The sequence below is a fragment of the Candidatus Proelusimicrobium excrementi genome, assembly GCF_937881865.1.
In the GTDB taxonomy this organism is placed as follows: Bacteria; Elusimicrobiota; Elusimicrobia; order Elusimicrobiales; family Elusimicrobiaceae; genus Proelusimicrobium; species Proelusimicrobium excrementi.
In genome coordinates this window covers 1-26,868 of record NZ_CALGEO010000098.1, presented here as the reverse complement: position 1 = coordinate 26,868, position 26,868 = coordinate 1, and the positions used below count along the sequence as shown (strand labels likewise).

23 protein-coding genes and 1 other RNA gene are annotated in these 26,868 nt (G+C 46.8%); 10 read left to right on the top strand and 14 right to left on the bottom strand.

The annotated features are described in order from the left end of the window. Window positions 1-374 precede the first annotated feature (374 nt). Genes ACQY26_RS04495 through tmk form a run of 4 tightly spaced genes read right to left on the bottom strand, consistent with a single transcriptional unit; the run spans window position 375 to window position 4,135 of the window. Window positions 375-1,025 (bottom strand): DedA family protein, encoded by a 651-nt coding sequence (locus tag ACQY26_RS04495; protein ID WP_428047932.1) that lies wholly within the window; start codon window positions 1,023-1,025, stop codon window positions 375-377. Window positions 1,026-1,028: 3 nt separating this feature from the next. After that, window positions 1,029-2,507 carry a methionine--tRNA ligase gene (gene metG, locus ACQY26_RS04490; RefSeq protein ID WP_428047931.1) on the bottom strand — a complete coding sequence of 493 codons (1,479 nt, stop codon included), beginning with the start codon at window positions 2,505-2,507 and terminating at the stop codon, window positions 1,029-1,031. A 27-nt stretch (window positions 2,508-2,534) separates the two neighbouring features. Further along, window positions 2,535-3,497, bottom strand: a complete 963-nt coding sequence (locus tag ACQY26_RS04485; RefSeq protein ID WP_428047930.1) for an ATP-binding protein — start codon at window positions 3,495-3,497, stop codon at window positions 2,535-2,537. Continuing rightward, a complete protein-coding gene (gene tmk / locus ACQY26_RS04480) occupies window positions 3,497-4,135 on the bottom strand; it encodes a dTMP kinase (protein WP_428047929.1) in 639 nt (212 codons plus the stop codon). The genes ACQY26_RS04485 and tmk overlap by 1 nt, the downstream gene beginning before the upstream one ends. Before the next feature lie 153 nt (window positions 4,136-4,288). Between tmk and ACQY26_RS04475 the strand changes: the two genes are divergently transcribed. The 3 genes from ACQY26_RS04475 to xerA all read left to right on the top strand — a co-directional run bounded on the left by ACQY26_RS04475 (window position 4,289) and on the right by xerA (window position 8,878). Continuing rightward, on the top strand, window positions 4,289-6,799 hold the full coding sequence (locus ACQY26_RS04475) for an ATP-dependent Clp protease ATP-binding subunit (protein WP_428047928.1): 2,511 nt from the start codon (window positions 4,289-4,291) through the stop codon (window positions 6,797-6,799). Window positions 6,800-6,817: 18 nt separating this feature from the next. Beyond that, on the top strand, window positions 6,818-7,858 hold the full coding sequence (recA, locus tag ACQY26_RS04470; protein WP_428047927.1) for a recombinase RecA: 1,041 nt from the start codon (window positions 6,818-6,820) through the stop codon (window positions 7,856-7,858). 102 nt (window positions 7,859-7,960) lie between these two features. Continuing rightward, on the top strand, window positions 7,961-8,878 hold the full coding sequence (gene xerA, locus ACQY26_RS04465; protein ID WP_428047926.1) for a site-specific tyrosine recombinase/integron integrase: 918 nt from the start codon (window positions 7,961-7,963) through the stop codon (window positions 8,876-8,878). On the opposite strand, the gene ACQY26_RS04460 is transcribed toward xerA, so the two are convergent. Beyond that, on the bottom strand, window positions 8,844-10,136 hold the full coding sequence (locus ACQY26_RS04460) for a hypothetical protein (protein WP_428047924.1): 1,293 nt from the start codon (window positions 10,134-10,136) through the stop codon (window positions 8,844-8,846). The two genes, xerA and ACQY26_RS04460, sit on opposite strands and share 35 nt — an antisense overlap. A 148-nt stretch (window positions 10,137-10,284) precedes the next feature. Between ACQY26_RS04460 and recG the strand changes: the two genes are divergently transcribed. Continuing rightward, window positions 10,285-12,360, top strand: coding sequence for an ATP-dependent DNA helicase RecG (gene recG / locus ACQY26_RS04455; protein ID WP_428047923.1), 2,076 nt, complete (start codon window positions 10,285-10,287; stop codon window positions 12,358-12,360). Between the two features lie 71 nt (window positions 12,361-12,431). Continuing rightward, entirely contained in the window at window positions 12,432-12,701 is a 270-nt protein-coding gene (locus ACQY26_RS04450) for a hypothetical protein (RefSeq protein ID WP_428047921.1), read from the top strand. A gap of 178 nt (window positions 12,702-12,879) precedes the next feature. On the opposite strand, the gene ACQY26_RS04445 is transcribed toward ACQY26_RS04450, so the two are convergent. From ACQY26_RS04445 to ACQY26_RS04415, 7 genes are all read right to left on the bottom strand, one after another. Further along, on the bottom strand, window positions 12,880-14,508 hold the full coding sequence (locus ACQY26_RS04445; RefSeq protein WP_428047920.1) for a glycoside hydrolase family 57 protein: 1,629 nt from the start codon (window positions 14,506-14,508) through the stop codon (window positions 12,880-12,882). Window positions 14,509-14,510: 2 nt separating this feature from the next. Next, window positions 14,511-15,413, bottom strand: a complete 903-nt coding sequence (locus ACQY26_RS04440; RefSeq protein WP_428047919.1) for a DUF4912 domain-containing protein — start codon at window positions 15,411-15,413, stop codon at window positions 14,511-14,513. A 12-nt stretch (window positions 15,414-15,425) separates the two neighbouring features. Then, entirely contained in the window at window positions 15,426-16,667 is a 1,242-nt protein-coding gene (locus ACQY26_RS04435) for a threonine synthase (protein WP_428047917.1), read from the bottom strand. A 135-nt stretch (window positions 16,668-16,802) separates the two neighbouring features. Beyond that, entirely contained in the window at window positions 16,803-17,984 is a 1,182-nt protein-coding gene (locus tag ACQY26_RS04430; RefSeq protein ID WP_428047933.1) for a sodium ion-translocating decarboxylase subunit beta, read from the bottom strand. Between the two features lie 22 nt (window positions 17,985-18,006). Next, window positions 18,007-19,803 (bottom strand): biotin/lipoyl-containing protein, encoded by a 1,797-nt coding sequence (locus ACQY26_RS04425; protein WP_428047916.1) that lies wholly within the window; start codon window positions 19,801-19,803, stop codon window positions 18,007-18,009. Between the two features lie 31 nt (window positions 19,804-19,834). Then, a complete protein-coding gene (locus ACQY26_RS04420; RefSeq protein WP_428047915.1) occupies window positions 19,835-20,074 on the bottom strand; it encodes an OadG family transporter subunit in 240 nt (79 codons plus the stop codon). A gap of 19 nt (window positions 20,075-20,093) precedes the next feature. Then, on the bottom strand, window positions 20,094-20,798 hold the full coding sequence (locus tag ACQY26_RS04415) for a biotin--[acetyl-CoA-carboxylase] ligase (RefSeq protein ID WP_428047914.1): 705 nt from the start codon (window positions 20,796-20,798) through the stop codon (window positions 20,094-20,096). Between the two features lie 89 nt (window positions 20,799-20,887). Between ACQY26_RS04415 and ACQY26_RS04410 the strand changes: the two genes are divergently transcribed. From ACQY26_RS04410 to ACQY26_RS04395, 4 genes are all read left to right on the top strand, one after another. Further along, window positions 20,888-21,817, top strand: coding sequence for a TerC family protein (locus tag ACQY26_RS04410; protein WP_428047912.1), 930 nt, complete (start codon window positions 20,888-20,890; stop codon window positions 21,815-21,817). A gap of 131 nt (window positions 21,818-21,948) precedes the next feature. Continuing rightward, window positions 21,949-22,297, top strand: a transfer-messenger RNA (tmRNA) gene (gene ssrA / locus ACQY26_RS04405). A 90-nt stretch (window positions 22,298-22,387) separates the two neighbouring features. After that, window positions 22,388-23,800 (top strand): hypothetical protein, encoded by a 1,413-nt coding sequence (locus ACQY26_RS04400; protein ID WP_428047911.1) that lies wholly within the window; start codon window positions 22,388-22,390, stop codon window positions 23,798-23,800. A 3-nt stretch (window positions 23,801-23,803) separates the two neighbouring features. Continuing rightward, on the top strand, window positions 23,804-24,166 hold the full coding sequence (locus ACQY26_RS04395) for a response regulator (protein WP_428047910.1): 363 nt from the start codon (window positions 23,804-23,806) through the stop codon (window positions 24,164-24,166). Between the two features lie 81 nt (window positions 24,167-24,247). Here the strand turns inward: ACQY26_RS04395 and ACQY26_RS04390 are convergent, their stop codons facing one another. Together ACQY26_RS04390 and ACQY26_RS04385 are read right to left on the bottom strand one after the other, a co-directional pair. After that, window positions 24,248-24,940 (bottom strand): mechanosensitive ion channel family protein, encoded by a 693-nt coding sequence (locus ACQY26_RS04390; protein WP_428047908.1) that lies wholly within the window; start codon window positions 24,938-24,940, stop codon window positions 24,248-24,250. Window positions 24,941-24,952: 12 nt separating this feature from the next. After that, the gene (locus ACQY26_RS04385; protein WP_428047907.1) at window positions 24,953-25,426 is read right to left on the bottom strand and encodes a GreA/GreB family elongation factor; all 474 of its coding nucleotides are present in this window, start codon (window positions 25,424-25,426) and stop codon (window positions 24,953-24,955) included. 130 nt (window positions 25,427-25,556) lie between these two features. Between ACQY26_RS04385 and ACQY26_RS04380 the strand changes: the two genes are divergently transcribed. Further along, the gene (locus ACQY26_RS04380; protein ID WP_428047906.1) at window positions 25,557-26,717 is read left to right on the top strand and encodes a metallopeptidase TldD-related protein; all 1,161 of its coding nucleotides are present in this window, start codon (window positions 25,557-25,559) and stop codon (window positions 26,715-26,717) included. The last annotated feature ends 151 nt before the right edge of the window (window positions 26,718-26,868 follow it).

Here is a 26,868-nt window from a genome sequence, read left to right as displayed (position 1 = left end):
AGAGAAAATTTTGATTTTTAATGAGGAAGGTATACCTAGAGTGGGCGGAGCCCCGCGTATCCGACCGAAGCAAAAATCAAAATTTGCCTAAATATTAAAGTTTGTTAGCCGAGGACACGTAAGATAGGCCGATTAAAAGTATACGAGCGTGAAACTTAGACCGAGTTAGAACCGTGAGAGAGTATAGCCTGCGTGATTTGTTGATTTTGGAGCAGATTTTAATTTTTGACGAAGAAGGTGTACTAAGTATGATGCCGCCAAAGGCGGCGCAGTACCCGACTGAGGAAAAAATTAAAAGCTGCCCAAAAGCGACAAATTGCTAGCCATGAGCGTAAAACCTAACACGAGTAAAAAATATGAGAGTACGGCACCAACTAACGCTCGCCCCCAACCTTGGCCCTCACAAACTCATACACCGCCGGCAAAACCGATATCACTATAATGGCCACAACCACATAATGAAAATGATTCTGCACCAAAGGCGCAGCGGCGAAATAGTATCCGCCGAGCGCAAACGAAATCACCCAAACGACCGCACCGGCGATATTATAAAGCGCAAAATGCAAATAGGTCATTTTGCCGATACCCGCCACAAACGGAGCGAAAGTTCTTATAATCGGTATAAAACGGGCTAAAATTATAGTTTTGCCGCCGTGCTTTTCATAAAAAGCGTGGGCGGAAAGCAAATGTTTTTTGTTCAGCCAAAAGCCCGTTTCTTTACTGAAGATTTTAGGGCCTATGTATTTGCCTATTTCAAAATTAACTCCGTCGCCTAAGACGGCGGCTAAAATCAAAATTATTATAGCGTAAGGCAGCTTTATGGCGGAACCTTCCGCCGCGGCCAAAGCGCCCACGGCAAAAATAAGCGAATCGCCCGGCAAAAACGGCGTTACCACCAAGCCGGTTTCGCAAAAAATCACGGCGAAGAGTAAAACATAAAGCCATGGCCCCATAGAAGCGGCCATGGCGTTTAAATATACGTCCAAATGCAGGAAAATATCAACTACTTGCCCCAAAATTTCCATTAATTAAGCCTCTATTCTTGGGAAAAGCGGCGGATATTTTTCTATCGGCCCGGATTTAAGCCTGCGCGCCATTTCTTTTGAAGTTTCCGGCATAAAAGGAGTTATCCATTTGCAGACATATCTTAAAGCCAAAACAAGTTCAAGCAAAATGGCTTTTGTTTTTTCCGGCTCGGTCTTGGCGAGCGACCACGGCTTTGTTTCGTCGATATATTTGTTCATGCTGCCGATAATCAGCCAAGCGGCGTCCAAAGCTTTGTCAAATTCAAGATTTTCCATGTGGGCGTCATACTCGCCGTCCGCGGCCGCACATCTATCCAACAGACCGCCGCCTGCCGCACAATGCTCCGGGATGGACCCTAAATTTTTTGCCGCCATATTAAGCGTGCGGGAAAGCAAATTGCCCAAATCATTGGCCAAATCGGCGTTGAAGCGTTTTTTGAAAGCTTCCATACTGAAATCGCCGTCGCCGCCGAAGGGCACTTCCCTGAAAATAAAATATCTTAAAGGGTCAACTCCGTATTTGGAGGTTATATCCCGCGGGTCTATAAAATTGCCTAAAGATTTTGACATTTTCTCGCCCTCAACAGTCCACCAGCCGTGAGCGAAAACCTTTTTTGGCAAAGGCAAACCCAAAGCCATCAGAACGGCGGGCCATATGACGGCGTGGAAACGGAAAATTTCCTTGCCTATCAAATGAGTATCGGCCGGCCAGTAATCTTCAAAATTACATTTATAATCGGCGAATTCTTTTATACCTAAAGTTTTGCCGTAGCCTATTGCGGAAGTATAGTTGATTAAAGCGTCAAACCAAACGTAAATGGTATGGGCCGGATTTGATTTTACCGGTATACCCCATTTTACTTTCGTTCTGGTTACGGAAAGATCTTTAAGACCGTTCTTGACGAAATTGACTATTTCCGCCGCGCGGAAATGCGGGCTTAAGAAATCTTTGTTCTGCTCGTAAAATTTAAGCAAAGGTTCTTGGTAAGCCGAAAGCCTGAAGAAGTAAGTTTCCTCTTCAATCAGCTGAGGCTCCTTTTTGTGTATCGGGCATTTGCCGTCCACAAGTTCGCTTTCGTCCAAGTAAGCCTCGCAGGAAAGGCAGTACTTGCCGCTGTATTTGCCTTTATAAATATCGCCTTTTTTAAGCAGTATTTCAAAAATTTCCTGAACGACGGCTTCATGCCTGGGCTGAGTGGTGCGGATAAGATCGTCGTATTCTATATTGAGGACTTTCCATAAATCTATAAACTTTTCCGCCATATCGTCCACCCATTTCTGAGGAGTTATACCCGCGTTGAGTGCGGCCTTTTCTATATTGGCACCGTGTTCGTCAGTCCCGGTAAGGAAGTAGACTTCCTCCCCTTTGGATTTTTTATATCTGGCCAAGATATCAGCCGCCAAAGTCGTATAAGCGTGCCCGATATGCGGCGCGGAATTTAAATAATAAATAGGTGTGGTTACGTAAAACTTCTTTGTCATGGTAAAGCTCCTTAATATAAAAAATCTTCAGTCTTTAAGGCTTATGCCCTGCCGGGCCGCGCTTATAAAAGCGGCCTCCGCCACCATAGCCGGGGAAACGTTCCTTGCTACGGCTTTCTTATAGAATACCAATTTTGAAAGCAGATTTTTAAGCTCTTCGCCGCAGGCGTCGTCTTTGCCGTTAATCCAGCTTTCATGGGCCGCCACGGCAAGCATATCCAAAGCGAAAGAAACCTGCGCGCGGCTTACGGCCAAAGTCCTGGGAAGATTTAAAGCAAAAGCCGTCGGGAAAGCCGCCCCGCCCGGCAAAGCCGCTATATCGTTTAATATTTCCGCCGCGCTCATCGCTTTTGCGCTTGAGCCCTGGGCGTATTTAACGGCCCGGCGCGCTATGGAATCTTCCACAAAATTATCTTTTAAAATATTTATAAGGATATCCTCCGGCAAAGGCGCGAACGCCACGGCCTGGCAACGCGACTTAATCGTGCTCAACATAGCCTCTTTTTTGGAAGATATCAATATCCATACGGTGTTTTGGGGCGGCTCCTCAATAAATTTTAACAGTGCGTTTGCGCCCTCGGCAAGCAAAGTTTCCGCGCTGTCTATAATATAAACTTTCCACTTTGCCAAAACAGGCTTCTGCTGGGAAGCCGCCGTCAAAGCCCTTACGGTATCAACCTTTATGCTTTGCTGTTTTTCAACTTCCTCTTTCCTTAAAGCGGCCTGATAAGCGAAATCGGCGAAAATTACGTCGGGATGAGTCTTTGCGTCTATATGCTTGCAGTTCACGCATAAGGAGCAGTTGTCGTAAACTTTGTTTGAGGCTTCGTCCATACAGTTCAGCGTTTTGGCGAACTCCAAAGCCGTCATGGCTTTGCCGCAGCCGGCCGGACCGTGGAAAATCATCGCCCTGGGTATGCGCCCGGAAGAAATAAATCCTTTTAAAGTTTCCACGGCCTTTTCCTGGCCCAAAATCTTTTTAAAACCCATCAGACGGTTTTGCTCCCTTCAAGAATATTGTGTTTTTTGATTTCTTCCAACACGGAAGCTTCTATTTCCGCAACGGGCCTGTCGGCGTCTATAATGACGGCGTTTTCCGTTTTTGCGGCGACTTCCCTGTATCCGCGGCGCATTTTATGGCGGAAGGCTTCGTCTTCAAGCTCCAGCCTGTCCGAAAACAAATATTCCCCCCTTTCGGTAAAATATTTGTCGGACATTAAAAAGACCAAAGTCAAATCGGGTTTGACGTCCCGCGTGGCTATGGAGTTAAGGCGGTTGATAATTTCCATATCTATGCCTCTGCCGTAGCCTTGATACGCGCAGGAAGACATTGTATAGCGTTCGCAAATTACTATTTGCCCAGCCTCAAGCGCGGGTATGATTTTCTGCTCCGTATGCTGCGCGCGGGAAGCTTCATATAAAAGCAGTTCCGCCATAGGGCTTACGGTGTTGGTAGGGTCAAGCAGGATTCTGCGGATTTCCTCCGCAACGCTGTCCCCGCCGGGTTCCCTGGTTATAACGACGTCAAACCCCAAAGAGGTAAGATATTTGTTAAGCATATTGGCCTGCGTGGATTTGCCGCACCTGTCCGGCCCTTCAAAAACTATAAACTTTCCTTTGTATTTCATGCTGTCCTCCGCAGGCTGTATTTATTAGATTTTATCACTTTTGCACCCTTTTTGCCATTGGGCGAAAAGCCTTTATGCGCGCGGTTAATATTGAAAAACAAGCCGCGTTTAATTATATATAATAAAAGAAATATATTTTCTGGAAGGGGTACTATGCCTTTACGTTTCAGCGCGGGAGCGCAAAAAGTAGTTTTAATAGCTCAGGAAGAAGCAAAAAAATTTAATCACGATTATATAGGCACCGAGCATTTATTGCTAGGCCTGGCTTATGCGGAAGGCGAACTTTCCGCAAAGATACTTTCGGCCTTGGGCGCGGCTCCGGCCAAAATAAGACTGGAAATAGAACAGTTGGTCGGTATAGGCGACAATTTGGTAATGCTTTCCGAAGCGCCGCTTACGCCGAGGGTTAAGAAAGTTCTCGAGCACGCTTCGGAAGAAGCCCAAGCCGTAGGCAGCGAGCTTATCAATACGGAACACATTCTGCTGGGCATAATAGCGGAAGAGGAAGGCGTCGCCGCCAAAATACTTTCCAATTTAGGCCTTAACGGGGAAATTATAAAATCCGTAGTCTTTAAAGCCTTAAAAGACAATTCCCAGCCCGGCAAAGACGGCCCGAGGCAAGAGGGCGCCGCTTTCGGTAGGAACAACGCTTCTTGCGAAAGCCAAAGCAAAACGCCTACGCTTGACGAACATTCCCGCGATTTGACGGAGCTCGCCCTGCAAGGCAAACTGGACCCGGTAATCGGCCGCGACGACGAAATAGAACGCCTGACGCAGATCCTCGCCAGAAGGACAAAAAACAACCCTGTTTTAATAGGCGAACCCGGCGTCGGCAAGACGGCCATAGTAGAAGGTTTGGCCCAGCGCATGGCCAACGGGGAAATTTCCGACATTTTGCATAATAAAAGGCTTATAACCTTGGATTTGGGTTCCCTTGTGGCCGGTACGAAATACCGCGGGGAATTTGAGCAAAGACTTAAAGACATCATAGAAGAAGTTGAAAACGCCGGCGACATTATCCTTTTTATAGACGAATTCCACACCATAGTCGGCGCAGGCGCGGCGGAAGGATCTATGGACGCTTCCAATATGCTAAAACCGGCCTTGGCGAGAGGGCAGCTGCAGGTTATCGGCGCAACGACCTTTGACGAATACAGAAAATATGTCGAGGCTGACCCCGCCCTTGAACGCCGCTTTCAGCCTGTAACGGCCGAGCCCAACAGCGTTGAAGAAACTATAGAAATTCTGCAAGGCTTAAAACCCGGTTACGAAAAACACCATAACGTAAAATTTACCGACGGCGCGCTTGAAGCCGCCGCCAATATAGCCGACCGCTATATTACCGACAGGGCCATGCCCGATAAAGCCATAGACCTTGTGGACGAGGCCGGCTCCAGAGCCAGGCTGAAAGCTTCCATGCTTCCGCCGGAGATAAAAGCCAAAGAAAAAGAATTTAAAGACCTTTCCGCGCAGAAAGAAGAAGCCATAAACAATCAGGAATATGAAGAAGCTTCTTCCCTAAAAGAAAAGGCTGACACTCTTAAAGCCGAACTTGCGAAAATGCGCGAAGACTGGAACAAAAAACGTTCGGAAAACAAAACGACGGTAACCGAAGAAGACATCGCCGTAGTGGCTTCCAAATGGACGGGCATACCGGTAACAAAACTTACGCAGAGCGAAACCGACAAAATTTTAAAAATGGAAGAGTACCTGCACGAGCGCATTATCGGCCAGGATGAAGGCGTAAAAGCCATTTCCCAAGCCATAAGACGCAGCAGAACCGGGCTTGGCGACCCCCAAAAACCGATAGGCGGATTTTTATTCCTCGGGCCGACGGGCGTAGGCAAGACCGCTTTGGCAAAAACTTTGGCCGCTTTTCTGTTCGGCGACGAAAACGCCATGATAAGGATTGATATGTCCGAATATATGGAAAAGTTCGCCGTATCAAGGCTTATCGGTGCGCCTCCGGGATATGTCGGCTATGAAGAAGGCGGACAGCTGACCGAAGCCGTAAGAAGACGCCCTTATAGCGTAGTGGTCCTTGACGAAATCGAAAAAGCTCACCCCGATATTTACAATATTCTGCTTCAGGTCTTGGACGAGGGACAGCTTACGGATAATTTGGGGCATAAAGTCAATTTCAAGAACACGGTTATAATAATGACTTCAAACGTAGGCGCAAGGGAAATAACCAATAAAGGCAGCCGCCTTGGTTTTACTCCGCAGGAATCCGAAGAAGAACAATACTGCGAAATTAAAACCAATGTTATGGAAGAAGTCAAAAAGACTTTTAACCCCGAATTTATCAACAGGATTGACGAATTGGTGGTTTTCCACCCGCTTAACAAAGAGCATATGCTCAAAATTTTGGAGCTGAATTTGGCCGATATACAAGAAAAACTTTCCCAGCAGCAGTTCAAAATAAAGTTTACGGTCAACGCCAAAGAATTTCTGCTTGAAAACGGATTCGACCCTAAATACGGCGCGCGCCCGCTTTTGAGGACTTTACAGCGCGAGCTTGAAGATCCGCTGGCAGAATTTATCTTAAAGAATCAATATCCGCCCAAAACGGAAATAACGGCCGACTTGGACAAAGAGAAAAAGAGAATTTCTTTCAAAGCGGCAAAACCAAGAGCGGCAAGGCAGACTGCCGCCGTACATTAAGATTTTAAGGAGGAGTACATGAGTGAAGCGAATTTAGACAAAGCCAAAGCTTTGCAGCTGGCTTTAAGCCAGATTGAAAAATCTTTCGGCAAAGAAGCCATTTGCAAACTTGGCGACAATACCATAAAAAAAGTGGAAGCGATACCCACGGGCGCGCTTTCTTTGGATTTGGCCCTCGGCATAGGCGGAATACCGCGCGGAAGAGTTATTGAGGTCTTCGGCCCCGAAGCCGGCGGCAAAACGACTTTAAGCCTGCATATAGCGTCCCAGGCGCAAAAAGCCGGCGGGACGGTGGCCTTTATCGACGCCGAGCACGCGCTTGACCCGGTTTACGCCTCCGCAATCGGCGTTAACATAGACGAGCTTTTAATTTCCCAGCCCGACAGCGGCGAACAAGCCTTGGAAATAGCGGAAAAGCTGGTGCGCTCCGGCGCTTTGGATTTGATTATTATAGACTCCGTGGCGGCACTTGTCCCCAAAGCCGAAATCGAAGGCGATATGGGCGACGCACACGTAGGTTTGCAGGCCAGGCTTATGAGCCAGGCTTTAAGAAAGCTTACCAGCCTGCTTTCCAAAACCAAAACGAGCATAATATTCATCAACCAATTAAGGCAGAAAATCGGCGTTATGTTCGGCAACCCCGAAACCACCCCCGGCGGTTTGGCCCTTAAGTTCTATTCTTCCGTACGTTTGGACGTCCGCAAAATAGAAAATCTGAAATCGGGCGAGCACGTTATCGGCACGAGAGTAAGAGTAAAAGTCGTTAAAAACAAAGTCGCCCCCCCTTACAGACAAGCCGAATTTACCATGCTGCACGGAGAAGGCATCTCCAAAGAAGCCTGCCTCATTACCATGGGCGTAGACAGCAATATCGTCGAAAAAAGCGGCAGCTGGTTTATTTATAACGGGGAAAAACTCGGCCAAGGCGCGGAAAACGCCAGGCAGTACCTTAAAGACAATCCGGAAGTCGCGCTTGAAATTGAAGGCAAACTTAAGGAAATGTATTTGGGTACCGGCATAATTCCCAAAAAAGAAGATAAAAAGAAAAAATCGGCCTAAACATTTAACCCCCGGCATAAAAACCGGGGGTTTTATTTGCACACCCGCCGAAAAACGCGCACCCGCCCGTCGCGCCGCAAACAAATTTTATACAATATTTTTATGCGGATTGACGATTTTAAAAGCCATCTTTCTTTTGAACGCCAGCTTTCTTCCAACACTGTGGCCGCCTATATCCGCGACTTGCGGCAATATTTGGATTTCTGCAAAGCCAACAACACCGAAGCCGAGCAGGCTTCGCCGGAGTTTCTGGACGCTTACATTTATCATCTTAAATCGGAAGCGAATCTTGCCCCTTCAAGCGTATTCAGGAAGACCGAAGCCGTAAAAAATTATTATAAATTTCTTATGGCCGAGGGCATAATAAGCGAAGAGCCGACAAGGTTTCTGCTTTCGCCCAGGCTTATCAGAAAGATACCCCAGCAGCTTTCACCCGAAGAAATGCACAAACTGCTTTCATTTAAGCCGGAAGACTTCGCCCATTGGCGCACTTTGTGCATAGTAACTCTCTTTTACGCCAGCGGCATACGCGTTTCCGAACTGACGAACTTAAGTACGGAAAACGTAAACACCAAAGAAGGCTGGGTTTTGGCTTTCGGCAAAGGGCGCAAACAGCGTTTCGTGCCGATACACGAACACGCCTGCCGCGTGGTGGAGGCGTATCTGGATCAACGTCAGGCGCGCTTTATCGGCAAAGATACCGACAGCGCATTGTTTTTAAACAACAGAGGCAAAAAAATAAGCAGAATTTCCGTATGGAAAGATATTGAAAATCTGGCAAAAGCCGCGGGTATTGCAAGGCGGGTTTATCCGCATTTGTTCAGGCATACTTTTGCTTCGCATTTGTTAAAAGGCGGGGCCGATTTAAGAAGCTTGCAGGAAATGCTTGGGCACGAAAGCCTCAGCACCACCCAAATATACACCCACGTAAATATAAGCGACATTAAAGAAAAGCACACCAAGCTTCATCCCCGCGGAGGGGAAGCTAAAAACCAAATCCCCGATAAAAAGGCAGGCTGAAATTTTCGGAACTGATTACGACGTCTGCTGCGGCCGGCTCGGAGGCGGTTATTTCCGTCATTTTCTTTAAATTCTCGGTTTGTTTGGAAAGGATTGCGATATATTCCTGATTTTCGTAAACCACATCCGCCACCAAATCCGTTCCGTAGGAATTGCGCAAAGCCAAAACATTGGCAAGCATAAGTGAAGGCGTTTGAACATAAGCGTATTTTAAAGTTCTTGATACGGCCGTCCTTCTGTTTGAGATTTTAGCCGCCTGCGCGCTTTGCGCGGAAAGCATATAAAGGGCAAGCCCGGCCGCGCTGAGCAGAGGCAGCGAGGATTTTAAACTTAATTTGGCGGAAACATCTTTAAAAAATTTGCTTAAAGTTTCCCTGTAATATTTTATTTCCTTAGGGGAAGCTCCGCCCGAAACGGAAGAAAACCGCTCCAAAGATTCTTTTAAAGCGCGCCTTGCGAAAGATACGTCTTCGGGAGAAGAGGCCCTTCTGAAGCGGGATAAATCAAGCTCCATTCTGCTGACGAATTTATCAATCTCCGGCGGCAGAAACAAACCGGCTTTGCTCCTTAAAGCCGCCACCAAAGAATTATATTCTTTTTTGAAAATCTCATACTGAGCTTCGGCGAAAGAAGACTGCTTTGATGCTATTTCTTTTTGAAGGAGCGTTATTTCCCTTTTCAAAGCTTTTTCTTCCGCGGGTGCAGCCGCCTTTAAAAGTTTATTGCGGTTAGAGGACCACAACTTTTCCAAGGACTTAAACTCTTTTTCCACGGCGGCGAAATTCTTTTCCGCGGCTTCAAGGCGGGCTCTTACTTCCGGCGATTTATAATATTCAAGATAGGCGTATCTGTGCTTTCTGACTTCTTCAAGAGCGGGCTCGTAAACATTGGCCTTGCGCCAGTGATAACGATGATCCAAAGCGGGGAAGTTAAGCTGATAGGAGCCTGCGGCGTCCTTTATTGTTATAAAAACTTTTTTGCCGGATTTTAAAACACGCGCGTTTTGCATTTCTGCCAGCAGAGCTTCTTTTGACGCAAGTTTGTTTTTCAAAGCGACGAAAGATTCCACGATTTTTTCATAATCAACAACTCCGGCCAAAACCGCCATTGAAAGCAGCGCTTCCGGCTTTTTGGAATACTTCTCCGGACGGGAAAGCAAAATTTTAACTTCGTCCAAAGACATTTCCCCCGCTGTTGAAGCCGCGGGAGCCAAAAGCAAAACAAAACATAAAAATAAAGATAAAAGTTTTTTAAGCATCAGCTTTCCTTAAACTGTCGATTAAATAAATTTTAATAAATGCTATCCCCTTTAACAAGGGAATTAAGACCTATAACCGAGTGGGCCTTTTGTCCCGCACGCAATGAACAGTTGACGGCACCCGCCGGTAAAAAACTATAATATTATTATGCCCGCCATAACAAATATTAAAGGGATAGGCCCCGCAAAAGCCAAATTATTCGCGCAGCTGGATTTAAACACAGTAAGCGATTTGCTGCATTATTACCCCAGAACCTATCAGGACAGACGGCCCGACGCCAAACTTTCCGCGTTTAAACGCGCAGAAAGCGTCGCGGGCATATATACCGTTATAAGAACCCAGTCCATACCGGCAAAAGCACTTTTGATTTTTAAAGCTTTTCTGCGCGACGACGCCGGCAATCTTACAGAGGCTGTTTGGTTTAAAAAGAAAATCCGCCGTTTTGACCCTTTCATGCAAATGCGCAGGGATTTTAAGCCCGACGCCAAATTATGGATTATAGGTAAAAGGGACGATAAGAGCTCTTTCTTCTCAAACAAAATAACGGTGGAAGAATATTATCCCGTTAACTCCGCGGAAGCCAAAATAAACGCCGGCAGAATTACGCCGGTTTACAGCCTTACGCAAGGGCTGACGAATAAATTTTTCCGCGCCGCCCAATTTTACGCTTTAAGCGAATATCTGCAGGAAGAAAAAGAAGTTCTGCCGCCGGAACTGACGCAGAAAAGAAATCTTTTGAACATACGCCAAGCTTTATGCGCGGTGCATTTCCCCAAATCCGCAAGCGAACTGGAAAGCGCCAGAAGGCGCATGGTTTACGAGGAATTTCTGCTTATGACTATGGCCTGGGGAATTAAAAAACGGCAGACGGTCCGCAGGGAAAAAGGATATCATTACGAAATTAAAAGGACTTTGCTTTCAAAATTCAAAAATAATTTGGAATATACTTTTACAAAAGCGCAGGTCCGCGTGATAAACGAGATTTTTTCCGACATGCAAAAATCCGTGCCGATGACGAGGCTTGTACAGGGCGACGTGGGTTCGGGCAAAACGGTTGTCGCGCTTTGCGCTATGCTTTTGGCCGTCGAAAACGGATATCAATGCGCGTTTATGGCCCCTACGGAAATTTTAGCCACGCAGCATTTTATCACCCTGAACAGATATTTAAAGGGGCTTGACGTAAAAGTCAAACTGCTTACTTCCAAAACGCCGAAAAAGGAAAAAGAAAACGCGCTTAAATATTTGGCCGAAGGCAAAACCGATATCGTAATAGGCACGCATTCGCTGATAGAAGACAGCGTTAAATTTAAAAATTTGAAACTTATAATAGTTGACGAGCAGCACCGCTTCGGCGTGAAACAGCGCGCCAAACTGCGCGCCAAAGCCGAATTTACGGATATGCTTTCCATGACGGCCACCCCGATACCGAGAACTTTCGCTTTGGCTTTTTACGGGGACTTGGACGTTTCCACCATAGACCAGCTGCCCCCCGGCCGCCAGCCCGTGCAAACCGAACATTTAAGCGAAACAAAAGCTTTTGAAACCGTCAGAAGCGAAGCCGAAAAAGGCAGGCAGGCTTATATCGTTTATCCTTTGATAGACGAAAGCGACAAACTTGAACTTAAAGCCGCCGTGCAGGAATACGAACGCATAAAGCGGTTAATGCCGCAGTTTAAAATCGCGATGATACACGGGGCGATGAAAAGCGCGGAAAAGCAAAAAATTATGGAAGACTTTCTGCTTAAAAAAACGGATATTTTGGTGGCTACGCCTGTAATAGAAGTGGGCATAGACGTTAAAAACGCCACCGTAATGGTTATACAAAACGCGGAACGCTTCGGTCTGGCGAGTCTGCACCAGCTTAGGGGCAGAGTGGGCAGAGGCTCGGAAAAATCTTATTGTATCTTGGTCAGCCAGCACGCCAGTACCGTTTCTTTGGAAAGAATAAACGCCATATGCAAAACCGGCGACGGCTTTAAAATAGGCGAAAAAGATTTGGAACTGCGCGGCCCGGGCGAGATACTCGGCACGCGCCAATCCGGCGATTTGGAATTTAAAGCGGGAGATATCATCAAAGACAAAGACGTCCTGCGCTGGGCGGTTGAAGACAGAGATTGGCTTAACGCCGATGATCCTCTCCTTCAAAAACCGCAGCACGCCGCTTTTAAACAAAGGCTTATGGAACTTTATCAAAAACAATGGAATATTATTGATTTGGGCTGATAAAACTTGAAACCGCCGTTAAAACATTATAAACTATCAACAAATACACTCAATTTATCAAGGGATTAAATATGCTAAGGAAAATTCTTTGCAATTACGAATTTATTTATAACGGACATTCCTTTAAATCTTTCGGCACCTATCTGGGCGATACCAATAACCCGAAAGTCGCAAAACAAAAAGATTACAGCGGCGATATAATTTGCCTTGCTCTTAAAATAAGCAATGAAGAACTCGCCAAAATGCTGAACACAAAATATTGGGATATTAACCAAGCCAAGATAGAAGCCGCAGGCATACATTTCCGTCAGCTTGAAATTTATTTCTATCCCGACAAATAGGCGCCGCCTTAAGGCCGGGCACAATTTGCGGGATTAAATCTCCGAAAATATAAAACGCCCCGGGTTTGCCCCCGGGGTTTCTTTTTACGCAAATCTTACACGGCGGGGCCGGGAAATTTAAATCTACAATTAAAAAACCCCGGGATCAGCCGGGGTTTTGATTTTAAAACAAACTCTTTTAAGCCGCTTTTGCGCTTTCGACGGCCTGAGCGTCGCTTGAAGCGTAAGAACGGTAGTCTATATCCGGGAAGATATTATCCTTCTGCTCCAAATCCCAAATAAAGCCCTCGTCAATGCGGTTGCCCATAATCATATCGTATATGGCTATGAAACGCTTTACGTGGTCTTTGGTGCGCTTGGTTGAATATTCCTTCGCGGTTCCGACGGTCATTAAGAAAGCCCAGTCGGAAGACTGCATTAAAACCAACTCGCGCGCGGCTTGGTTTAAAGCCCTTCTCAAAACGCCGTCGGCGTTGGGGAAGCGGTTTGCAAGCTCAACCATGCGCTCGGCGGCTTTTACAAGGTGTCTGTAAATCCAGTCATTGCCGCTGTTAAGCCAAACGTCATGATATCCCTTATCGCCCCAAGAGGACATTGAAGGCTGCACCACCTGATTGACCGGGTATTTTTCCAAATACTCAAGCGGTGTTATCAGTTTGATGTCTTTTTGGTCGTAATGGATTTTCTTAAACAGGAAATAGAGGAAGTCTATACCTTCATACCACCAATGGCCGTAAAGTTCGGCGTCGTACATGGAAACGATTAAAGGCTTTCTGTCCGTAATTACGGAAGAAAGATATTCCAGCTGTTTTTGGCGGTTGAACATAAAGTTGCCGGCGTGAGTCGCGGCGACTTCCCTAGCGTCGCCGGGATAATAAGGCTGCTTTTGGTTTAAGGAAACTTTACCGGTTATTTTATGGTACTTCATACCGATATTGCGTCTTACGCCGTCGGAATGGAGATAGGGCTTAATATAGTCGTAATCCAAATCATAGCCCAAGTCGCGGTAAAATTCGCGGTAGTTGGGATCGCCCGGATAACCGCTTTCCGCGCTCCAAACCTGCTGGGCCGATTCCATATCTCTGGAGAAAGCCGCTACGCCGTTGGGCGTATAAACCGGCGCGTAAATGCCGTATTTCGGCCTGGGCGTGCCGTGCATAACGCCGTGCGATTCCATAAAGAAAAACCTTATACCCTGCTCTTTAAGGAATATATCGTCGCCCGGGTTATAAGCGCATTCGGCAAGCCAAATGCCGCGCGGGTTTCTGTCAAATCTCTTTCTGTAATCTTCCGCCGCGATTTTGATTTGGGCGCGGACGCTTTCCCTGTGCACCTGCAAAGGCAAATAGCCGTGCGTGGCGCAGCAAGTGATGATTTCCAGCTTGCCCATATCCTGAAATTTTTTAAAGCCCTGTAAAATCTGGCCGTGATAATAATCTTCAAACAATTCTCTGTAGCGTTTGAATTTTTGATTATACATCTGCGCTACGTAAGCAAATTCCGTATTTGCCGTGCGGCTGAGTTCCTTTTCGGAAAGTTCTATGCGCTGGTTTAAATAATGTCTGAAACGGCTGATAAGGAGCTCGTCCGACATCATGGCGCACAAAGGCGGCGTTAAGGACATTGTAATCCTGAAGTCGACTCCTTCGGCGGTAAGCCTTTCGTAAACGTCCAAAAGCGGAAGGTAAGTTTCCACCATGGCTTCATAGAACCAATCTTCTTCCAAAAAGTCTGGGTATTCCGGGTGCCTGATGAAGGGCAAATGGGCGTGTAAAACTAAAGAAAGATATCCTTTTTCCTGCTGCATTATTAGGCCTCCTTTTGTCTTTCGGCTTTAATGGTAATCGCTCTTTGTTTTTCTGTTTTGGTATGATGATGCGCCTTTATCGGTATGACGACTTGTCCGTCCTGCAAAGAATACCTTAAAGAGAATGTGCCGTCCGGGCCGAGCTGAATTTCCTTGCCGCCTATTAAAACTTTTGCGTTTTTGCTGGCCTGGCCGTAGACGATAAGTTCGCAGTCGGCTTTAAGCCAAATGTCTTCGTCCGTTTCGGCTTCCGGCGCGGGTACGGCCAAATGGGCAGATCCCCAAGAGGACATATTTGAAGTCGGCAAGGAATTGACGTCTATGCCGAACATTTTCCAGCGCTGCTGGAGAATATTTTGAAGTTTCTCGCTTGCACCGCTTAAAGAGCCGAACATTTCCACGCCGGACATTTTTACCAACTTTTCATATTCGCCTTCAACCATCATCCATTTATCGTCGACAACGTCGGACATTCTTCCCGGCGGGGTCGTCGTGCTGTTGCTGCGCGTTAAAAGTACAAATTCGCCTTCCGGCGTTATAATGCCGACGTCACAAATATATTTCCTTACGCCTATGGGCACGTTGATGTACCAGCTTCTGGCGTCAAGCACTATCGGAATATCAAAATAAGAATTTGAATTTGAACCGTCAAAACCGACTACGCCGGTAATATCGTAAACGCGGATTACGCTTCTTGATTTATCAAAAATATCGCGGCCTCTTTCGCCCATGATATATTCGTAAGTTTCTTTTATTATATCCCAAAAAAGGAACATCCAGTTAGGATCTTTGGGCAAAAGGAACGATTCCGTTTTGCCATAGCTTTGAGGCAAATCATATTGGGCCTCTTTAACCGAATTCTGCTCTATTTTTATCGCCGCTGTCGACGAAAGTTTTTCTTCCATAACAATCTCCCCTTAATCTCCCGGTTTTAAAATCCCAAGTTTAATTATTTCTTCCAAAGACGGCTTTACGAAACCGTGAGAAATCTCTATCGATTTCGCAGCCGCGCTTATGTCTTTAAGCCCGTTTCCGCCGACCACTATGGCTACGGACTCGTCTTTTTGTATTACTCCCTGCGCTACAAGCTTTTTAAGCCCCGCGTAAGTGGCCGCGCCGCCGGGCTCTGCAAAAACGCCTGATTCTCTTGCGAGTTCCGGAATGGCTGAAAGTATCTCCGCGTCGCTTACCGTTATGGCCATACCGTTGGATTCTTTAAGAGCCTGCAAAGCCAGATAACCGTCGCGCGGATAATTTACGGAAATACTGTCGGCCACGGTATTGGCCTGCACGGAAGAAAGTTCCGCTCCGTTTTTCCACGCGTTTGTAATGGCCGCGCTGCCTTCCGCCTGAACCGCTATCATTTGCGGCATCTTCTCTATGATGCCCAATTTATTAAAATCTTTAAAGCCCCTCCACATTCCGCATACTATGGTGCCGTCGCCCGCGGCGACGATAACTTTATCCGGGGCTTCCCAGTGAAGTTGCTCGCAAATTTCAAAAGCGCAGGTTTTTTTGCCTTCCCTTCCGTAAGCATTATATCCGGCCGCGCGGTTATACCAGCCGAATTTCTCGCTGGCGGAACGGCACAGTTCAAAAGCTTCGTCATAATCGCCGTCCACCCTTATTACGTCCGCGCCGTATACGTAAAGCTGAACAAGTTTGGGCTCGGGCGTATTCTTGGGGGCAAATATTACCGTCTTTATTTTTAAGTTGGACGTAAGACACGCCAAAGAATCGCTCGCGTTGCCGCTGGAGGCGTCTGTAATCACCTTCGCGCCGACTTCCAAAGCTCTGGCGACGGCAACCGCGCTGCCCCTGTCCTTTATGGACCCGGTGGGATTGCGCCCTTCGTCCTTGATAAAAAGCTGGGATATGCCCAATCTTTCCGCAAGCTCGTCGGCTTTGTAAAGCGGAGTCCAGCCAAGCTGTACGGGCGGGATATCGTCATGATCGTCTATCGGAAGCAAATCTATATAACGCCACATATTGTAGGAGGTGTTGCTTTCCAAAACGTCATAATCCAAACGCTTTTTAATCAATTTGTAATCATAATTAACTTCCAGCGTGCCGCCGCAGGAATTGCAGACATAGTCCGAATCCCTTGTTTTATATTCTTTTCCGCAGTTAACACACTGCAAGTTTAAAATCTTTTTCATATTTATAAAATCATAGCATTTTTAGAGATAATTTAATATTAAAATCCCCCTTTCCCCGGGCCCTTTGGCGGATATCCGCCGTAAACAAAAAGTCCCCGGGAACTTAAGTCCCCGGGGGCTTTAAAAACTTAACGGCTATTTACCCAACATGGCAAGCAAAATGCCCGCGACAACGGCCGAGCCGATTACGCCGGCCACGTTCGGGCCCATCGCGTGCATCAGCAGGAAGTTGCTGGGGTTATATTCCTGACCGACTTTATTGGATACGCGCGCCGCCATAGGAACCGCGGAAACGCCGGCGGAACCGATAAGCGGGTTGATTTTGTTCTTGGAAAAGATGTTCATAATCTTGGCCAAAATTACGCCTGAAGCCGTACCGACGCAGAAAGCCGCCAAGCCCAAGATGACGATGGCTATGGTCTTAAACTGCAGGAACTTCTCGGAAGCGAGTTTGGAGCCTACCGCCAAACCGAGCAGAATCGTAACGATGTTGATAAGTTCGTTCTGGGCGGTTTTGCTGAGCCTGTCGGTTACGCCGCATTCTTTAATTAAGTTGCCGAACATAAGCATACCGATAAGCGGAGTGGCGTCCGGGATCAAAAGCACGCAGAGCAAAAGCACCACCAGCGGGAAGAGGATTTTTTCCCTCTTGGAAACGTGGCGAAGCTGCTTCATTTCTATTTTTCTTTCCTTTTCCGTGGTAAGAAGCTTCATTATCGGGGGCTGGATTATAGGCACCAAAGCCATATAAGAATAAGCCGCCACGGCTATTGCGCCTAAAAGTTCCGGCGCAAGCTTGGATGTAAGGAATATGGCCGTAGGGCCGTCCGCGCCGCCGATTATACCGATTGAGGCCGCCTCTTTTACAGAGAAAGTCAAATCAGGGATGACATTGCCGAGCATCAACGCGCCGAATACGGTAAAGAATATACCGAATTGAGCGGCCGCTCCGAGCAAAGCCATTCTGGGGTTGGCTATAAGCGGGCCGAAGTCCGTCATAGCGCCCACGCCCATAAATATCAGCAGCGGGAAAAGGCCCGATTCTATACCAAATCCGTACACCTGCCCCAAGAAACCGCCGAAAGCGGTGCTTACTACGCCGCTGGGGTCAACCGTGCTGACGGACAAAGCCGCTATCCCGGCTACCGGGATATTGGAAAGAAGCCCGCCGAAACCGATAGGAATCAAGAGCAAAGGCTCAAACTGCTTTACAATGCCGAGCCAAAGGATGAACAGACAAATCAGTATCATCAGACACTGGCCCATGGTTATATTGTAAAGCCCGGTCGTCAGCCATAAATTGGAGAAAGACTGTATTATATCTGCCATTGTTTTCTCCTTAACCTAAAACCGCCAACAAAGCGCCGGTTTGCACTTGGTCGCCGGTTTTTACTTTATAAGAGATTTTACCGTCGGCCGGGGCTTTGATTTCGGTTTCCATTTTCATGGCTTCCATTACCAAAACGGTCTGGCCTTTTTTAACGGCCGCGCCTTCCTGGAAAGAGAATCTCATAACCGCGCCCGGAAGCGGAGCTTTGATTTCCGCGCCCGCGCCTGAAGAAGCGGCGGCTGATTTAACTTCCGTTTGGGCGGAAGCGTCAATGCCTTCTTTGATGTCTACGTCGTAAGAAGTGCCGTTTACTATGGCTTTGCCGTTTTCAAGTTTTACGGAGAATTTCTCACCGCCGACGCTTACGGTGTAAGCGGAAACGGAACCTTCTTTCTTAGCGGCGACTTTCCTGATACCGAGTTTGGCCTCGCCTTTAAGGAAGGCAATACCCTTCTGACCGCAGGCCGCGGCGATGAAGATATTTTCATCGGTTATCGGGAGTTTGTTTTCCTCAAGCAAAGCTTTGGCGGGGGCTACGCCTTTTTTGGGATTGGCGTCATTGATTTCGAGAACGGTTTTCTTCGTGGGATCAAGGCCGAGCTGTTCGCTGGCGAGTTTTACCACTTCGGGATCCGCCGGTTCCGGCGTCTTGCCGAAATAGCCGAGAACCATTTTGCCGTAGCCTTCGGCGAATTTCTTCCAAGGGCCGAACATTACGTTATTGAAAGCCTGCTGGAAGTAGAACTGGCTTACCGGGGTTACGGAAGTGCCAAAGCCGCCTTTTCTTACGGCTTCGCCCATGGCGTTGAAAATTTCGTCGTATTTATCCATGATGCCGTTGTCCCTTAACATTTGGGTATTGGCCGTAAGCGCGCCGCCCGGCAAAGGAGAGAACGGAATGGTCGGCTCGACTTTCATAGCCTCGGGCGGGAGGAAGTAATCTTTCATGCAGTCTTTAAATACGTCTTCCACTTTTTTGATTTTTTCAATGTCAATGTCCAAGGTGTAGTCGGAACCTCTTAAAGCGTGCCACATAGTGATGATGTCGGTCTGGCAGGTGCCGCCGGAAACGGGCGCCATGGAAAGATCCAATCTGTCGGCGCCGCCGTCCAAAGCGGCCATGCAGCAGGTTGCGCCGTTGCCGCCGGTTTCATGCGTGTGGAAGCAGACTTCGACTTCGGGCGGTAAAATCTTTTTGGCCAATTTGATGGTTTCCCTTACCGTGGCCGGGGTTGAAGTGCCGGAAGCATCTTTAAAAGCGACGCTGTCAAAAGGAATGCCGGAATCTATGATTTTCTGTAAGGTTTTGGCGTAAAATTCCGGGGTGTGCACATTACCGTGTTTATCCCAGCCGGGGGCCAAGGACATCATTGTTACCGTAACTTCGTGTTTAAGGCCGGCTTCTTTAATGCATTTGCCGCTGTAAATAAGGTTATTGACGTCGTTTAAAGCATCAAAATTCCTGATCGTGGTAACGCCGTGTTTTTTAAAGGTTTGGGCGTGGAGTTTGATAATGTCGCTGGGCTGGGAATCCAATCCGACGACGTTTACGCCGCGGGCTAAAGTTTGAAGGTTGGCTTCCGGGCCGGCCGCTTTGCGGAAAGCGTCCATAACGTCATAGGCGTTTTCGTTGTTATAGAAAAATGCAGACTGGAAAGTGGCTCCGCCGCCGGATTCAATATGCCTTATGCCGGCTTCTCTTGCGGCTTCCACCGCTGGCAAAAAGTCTTTGGAAAGGACTCTGGCTCCGTATACCGATTGAAAACCGTCCCTGAAGGCGGTAATCATAAACTTGATTTTCTTCATACTTTACAATGTCTCCTTTAGTTTTTAAATCTTATTTTGCCATGCTCTTGGCCGCCGCCAAAGCTATGGCTATTTTTATTTTGTCGTCAGAAACGGCCGGGGCCGCCGCAGAGGCAGCCGGCTGGGCCGGAGGAAAAACTTTATTTAAAAAGCCTTCCACCACAAATTGCAAAACTTTCATTATACAAACAAGTATAATAAGGAATGTGAAAGTCATTCCCATGCCTACAACCATAAGCTCTACGCTTTTGGCAAAAACGCTTCCTTCCATAGAATATTCTCCTTATAATTTAAAAATCCATATCGCCTATATTTATCACTCTCAGGGTTTTCCCCTGACGCAGAATAAGGCGGCCTTCCGCGTCAATATCTTCGGCCGTGCCTTGCACCGTTTCCTCAAAAATGTGCATTTTAACAGGCTTGCCCAAGTATAAAAAAGCTTCTTTATAAGAACTTCTTAAAGCTTCAAAACCATCGCGCTTTAAAAGTTCAAAATTAAAGTTAAAATTATCAATAATCTCTTTAAGCAAAAATTCCGCATCCGCTTTTACGCCCAATTCCGCCAAAGTTACGGCGGGTTTATCGGAATTAAGCTCCTTTTGGCTTAAATTTATCCCGACGCCGACAATTACGGCTTTAAGAGCTTGGCCTTCAAATACGGCTTCGCTCAAAATACCGCAGAATTTGCGGCCTTGCGCCAAAACGTCATTGGGCCATTTTATATAGGCCTCAGCCCCCGCCCGCCTAGCCGCTTTGCATACGGCCAAAGCCATAAGCTGTGTAAGCGTACCCGGCGACTTTAAAAGGGATAAACCCTCTTTAAGCACAAGGGAAAAATAAAGCCCGCCTTCTTCCGAAGACCATTTGCGGCTTTTCCTGCCGCGGCCCGCGCTTTGGCGGCGCGCGGTAATGACGTCGCCGTGCGTCAAAGAACTTATATTCCGCGCGCAATACTCGTTTGTTGACGGAATAATGTCAAAAGAGATTACATTCATCTTTTAAATATTTTATCAAATTGCGCACTTTTTGCACACCAAAGGCCCCTCATGGCAAAGCAAGCCGCTTATATTATATAATCCGATATATGACAGTACATTTAATAATGTGGATAGTGTTCTGGGCGGTAATAGCAGCCGCTCTGTTCGTGGATCTCGTCGTGATGCAGCATCATCACGGCAAAGTAAGCATTAAAGAGGCCTCCTGCATGGTGGCCGCCTGGATAGCCCTGGCGGTGCTTTTCGGCGGAGCGGTTTGGCTTACTCTCGGCCAAGGCAAAGCTTTGGAGTTTTTTACCGGATACGTAATAGAATATTCATTGTCGATAGACAATATGTTCGTGTTTATAATGATATTTTCCTACTTTGCGGTGCCGGCGGAACATCAGCCAAAAGTGCTTATATGGGGCATATTGGGCGCGGTATTGATGAGGTTCCTCTTCATTTTTATAGGCGTACAACTGATAACCAAATTTACTTTCATGATTTACATTTTCGGCGCGCTGCTGATATATACCGCCGTAAAGATGATAACACATGACGACGACTCTTTCGATCCCTCCCAAAACCCGGCGCTTAAAGCCTTAAAAAAGATTATGCCGCTGAAAGATAATTATCACGGGGAAAACTTTTTTATAAAAGAAGCGGGCAAAATGTTCGCCACGCCGCTGTTCGCCACAGTGTTGGTTATTGAAACTTCGGATTTAATCTTCGCCATAGATTCCATACCGGCGGTGCTTTCGATAACGCATGATACGTTTATAGTTTACACTTCAAACATATTCGCGATTATAGGGCTTAGATCCTTATACTTCCTCTTGGCGGGTATGGCGGGCAAATTCGAATACCTTAAATACGGTATCGCCGCAGTATTGGTGTTTGTAGGCGCCAAAATGCTGATTTCGCATTTTTACCATGTTCCGACGGCTTGGTCTTTGCTGGTAATAGTTCTTATACTTTCGGCCGCGGTGCTGGCTTCGGTACTGCACAAAAAAAAGAAAAACGAAACTTTAAACTGATTTAAGCCCCGCCCGCCAAGGCGGGGTTTTTTAAGGCCGGGCCCGCTAAAGGGCTTAAATCCGCAGGCGAGGCCGCGCCATATTGCAAATGAATTGCCAAATTTGCTATCCTTGTTAAACAATCAGCTTTAGGGGGCGACCAGTTTCGACAGATATCTCTGAAGTTCGGTTGCAGGTACCGGTTGGCCAGGCCGGTTTAAATAGGGCCAAAACAATTAGTTGGCAACAACTACAACAACAACGTTTGGGCTACCGCCTAAACCCGTTTGCTCTTCTTCGCCGGCGGGCGGAGCGTAACGGTCAAATAAGCCGGATGCTGAAGGAAAGGTTCGTTTAGCCTAATCCTTCTTAAGATAAATTAAACAAGCGCGCAAGCAGCGGCTTCGGGCATGCGGGCGCGTTTTTAAGCCGAAGCTAAACCTGTAGTAACCGTGCCGTATGGATGTTTGGACGCGGGTGCGAATCCCGCCGCCTCCACTTGTTTTTACCGCCTTGCTTAAGCCGGGCGGGTTTGTACGATTTTATACCGGGCGGACGCTTAAACCGCTTTATCACAGGAGCGTTTTGTATATGGCCACATCAGACATTAAATTCGGCACCGACGGATGGCGCGGAATAATAGCTTGGGATTTTACTTTTGAAAACGTAAGGAGAATGGCGCAGGCTTTGGCGGATTTCATCAACCTTAACGCGCCTTCGGACCTAGGCAAAAAAACAAATATCGCCGCGGTAGGATACGACAGGCGTTTTCTTTCCGATAAATTCGCCGCAGATATAGCCAGCATTTTAAAATTAAACAAAATTGACGTAACTTTACTTGACAAGCCCGTAACTACGCCGGTAATGAGCTGCCTTTCTTATACTAAATTTTGGATTACCATAATGGTTACGGCCAGCCATAATCCCCCGCAGTACAACGGTATTAAAATTAAAGTAAACGGCGGCTCCATTTCCGCCAGGCTTACCAAAGAAATAGAAGAACTTTTGGACCAAAAATCCGTCCTTTACATACCCGGCCATCAGGTTGAAGCTTCCGCCGGGCTGGAAAAGATTTATTTTAAATATATAGCCGGCAAAGTAAATTTAAAGAAAGTAGCCGCTCTTAAAGGCAAAGCCGCGGTTGATTATATGCACGGCAGCGCGGCCGGATATATGGAACAGATTTTAGGCGAAAACCGCGTTATCGCCCTTAACTCAAGCCATGATCCCTGCTTCGGCGGAATTAAACCAGAGCCGAAGGAAGAGAATTTGGCCGAACTTAAAAAAACGGTCGTAAAAAACAAGTGCCTGCTCGGCGCGGCTTTTGACGGCGACGGCGACAGAACCGCCCTTATAGACGAAAAAGGCAAATACCTTAGCCCCTGCATGGTTTCGGCCATAGTGCTTAATCATATAGTAAAAAACAAAAAAGTAAACGGCAAAGTGCTGCAATGCCTTTCCATGGGCTATTTAAACAAGAGAGTGGCGCGCGCCGCCGGCTTGGAATTTGAAGAGGTGCCCGTAGGCTTTAAATATATAGCCGAACGCACCGCTTTGGAAGATATCGCTTTCGGCGCGGAGGAATCCGGCGGTTATTGCTGGCAGGGCCTTATGCCGGAACGCGACGGGATGACCCTCATAATGTATATTATGGAGATTATGGCCTCCCGCAAAATGGCTTTAAGCGAACTTGTGAAAGAAATTGAACAGGAGTACGGCGCAAGCTGCTATCAAAGAAGGGACTTCCCCATATCCAAAGCCATAGACAGAACCGTAATGGCGGAAAGGCTTAAAAAGAAGCTTCCCAAAAAGATTTTGGGGCGCCATATAGCGGAAGTCTACACTTTTGACGGACTGAAAATAATACTTGATAATGACGAATGGCTGCTTATACGCCCATCCGGCACCGAGCCTATTTTGAGGCTTTACAGCGAAACTGGCGACAAAAAACAAACGGAAGCGTTCCTGGACTTCGGGGAGAAAATCGCCGCCGCTTTTAAATAATATATGAAGAAGATTATTATAGTAGACGATTCGGCCGTACTCAGAACAACAATACAAAACGCTCTTAACAGCGAAGGCTACGACGTTATAGCCACGGCACAGGGCTCGCAGGAGCTTTTCAGCGCTTTAAACAGCGGTTTTACGCCGGATTTGATTTTGCTGGATATGTTCTTCCCGGAGGAATCCGGCATGGACATATTAAAGAGTTTAAAGGAAAATTACCCGGATATTAAAGTGCTTGTAATAACGGCAATGCACCGCGAAAGCTTGAATAAAGAAGTCAAAGCCGCCGGTGCGGACGATATCCTTTACAAGCCTTTTGATATGGACGATCTAACCTTGGCCATACAAAAGCTGGCCATATAAAAACATTTAATCAGAGAGTAAAAAGCCCCGGCAAAACCGGGGCTTTTAAATTTTTGCGAAACTCCGTACAACGGAGCAGGTTTATTTGGCGCCTTCTTCCTTTTTAAGGCTTTCTTTCAGGAAGTCGGCCACGACGTCCTTCGCGCCCAAGCCGAAAGCTATCGCCAAGCCCAACCCCATGGAAGCCAAAAGTATCAAAATCACGTCGTTTATCAAAGCGAAGTTGATGTTAATTTGCTCCAAAGCCAAAAGTATGGCGAATATCACCACCACGATATTAATTACCTTGGAGAAGAATATCCCCCCCCTGATATTATTGGCTTTGGCGGAATTCTGCACGACGTTTTCCACAAATCTGCCGAACAGCAGCCCCGCAAAAAGGATTACTATGCAGGCGAAAAGTTTGGGTATAAAAGCAAGCAGATTATAAAGCAAAGTTCTTATGGTGCTTAAACCCAAAGAATCGGCGGCTATCATGATAAAGGTAATCATTACGGCCCAAGAAATAACAAAAGCTATAACATAAGTGGGGCTTTTGCCGAAGCCGATTCTGGTTAAAATCTCGTTGACGCCTATTTTGGAAGTCCACATATCAAGCTTAATCGCGTTTAAAAGTTTGCGGACTATGGCGCTTGTCCACCTGGATAAAAACAAACCCAAAAACAACATTACAAGCGCGACGATTATGCCGGGGATAAGCTCCACCGATTTGTTGAAAAGAACTACAAAAGGTTCAATAGTCCTGTTAGCCAGAGTTTCAAGTTCTGCACCCATTTTGGTATCTCCTTATTTATATTCCAACTTAACTAATTTATATTTGCGTTTGCCGCGCGGCAAAGCCACTTCAAAAATCTGGCCTTCTTTGCAGCCCAAAAGGCCGGTGGCTATCGGCGTTTTTACCGAAAGAAGCCCCGCTTCCGGGTTGGACTCCATTGAACCCACCAAAGTATAAACGGATTGTTCGCCGTCGGATAAATCCTCTATCGTAACCGTGGCGCCGATTCTGGCTTCGCTGCGGTCGACGTCCAAATCATCGGTAATGCGGGTATTGCGCAGGCGGATTTCCAAATCGTTTATTTTGGAAAGAGTTTCGGCCTGCTTTTCCTTCGCGGCGGCGTATTCCGCGTTCTCTTTCAAATCGCCTTGGCGGGCCGCTTCGCCGATTTCTTCCGAAAGTTGGGCTTTTATTTTTTTAAGCGCGTCGAGTTCCTCTCTAAGCTTTTCGTAATTTTTGCGGCTCAAATAAAAAGTTTCACTCACTGTCTGTCCTCCCGAACTTAAGGCCCTGCGGCCCAAAGCTACCTTCTTATTATAACATTATTAAAAGCCTTGGCAACACGCGCACGGCTAAATGCTATAATTAAAAAAAGTCTAAAACAAGGGGATGAACATGAAGAAAATTTCCGTTTTGCTTTGTCTGCTTCTTACCGTCTGCCGCGCCTTTGCGGCGGACTGCGCAAAAAGCATTGATAACGATAAAGTAGTAAAAGCAATGCAGAGCGAACTTAAACGCTCCATGAAAAAGCTTTCCAAACTTGATCCGCCGATTTATTTCCTTTCTTATCAAATTGAAAGCACTCAATCCGCGTCGGTCATTTCCACTTTGGGTGAAAACGCTTACGTATACACGGTAAGCACCGGCGCCGCGGACGTTGACGCCCGCGCGGGAAGCCGCGAGCTGGATAATACCCGCAAACTCAAATCGATAGATTTCGGGCAGCGCAATACAAATGTTTTGGTAAACGGGCCGATGCCTTCGCCAAAGCAAATTAAAAATATGCTTTGGATTTTGACGGAAGACGCCGCAACCGCCGCCCAGGAAGATTACCTTAAAGTAAAGACAAACGCGATGACATCGGCGCAGCGCGTAGACGATTCCGATGACTTTTCGGCAAAAATGAAGCCCGTATCCTATTATGCGCCGATAGAAAATACGCCGCTGATTTCCAAAGAAATTTTAGATAAAACCGCCAAAGAACTGGACGAATATTCCGCCATGTTCAAAAACGAAAGTTTTATACTCTCTTCTTTCGCGTCCTACAGCGCCAGCCTTAAAAACAAATATTTCGTAAATTCGGAAGGAGTCAGAACCGTGCAGGGGCAAATACTCGGCAGAATAGGTTATACCATAACCTCCCGCAACAAAGACGGAATGCTGCTTGAGAGAAACAATTATTACGATTTTACTTCCCCGGAAGAGATGCCCTCCCCGGAAAAAATAAAAGAAGACATCGCCCAGTCCATACAAGAACTAAAAGCCCTGCAAAACGCCGAGGCGGCCGAACCTTTCCACGGGCCGGTAATTCTTAAAAACAGGGCGACCGGCGTTTTCTTCCATGAAATTTTGGGCCACAGAGTTGAGGGACACCGCCAGAAAGACGACGACTTCGGCCAGACCTTTACCAACAAAATGGATAAGGAAGTAATTTCCCCTTTAATAAGCGTATATGATAACCCGACGCTGAAATATTTTAAAAATATTCCTAGTTATTTTATTTCCAAATTTGCTTTTATTAGGAACATTATCGCCATCAAAGTCTCTTACTCCTAATATTAGTTTATCTTTATTTTTAAGTAAGTTCTTAGCACACTTCTTAATATCTTTAACACTATGTTGACCATCGCTGTCTGCGGTAACAACGCCTTTAATATTAGGATACTCATTTAAAAGGTAATTAAAGGCATCCTTCATTGCCCTCCCT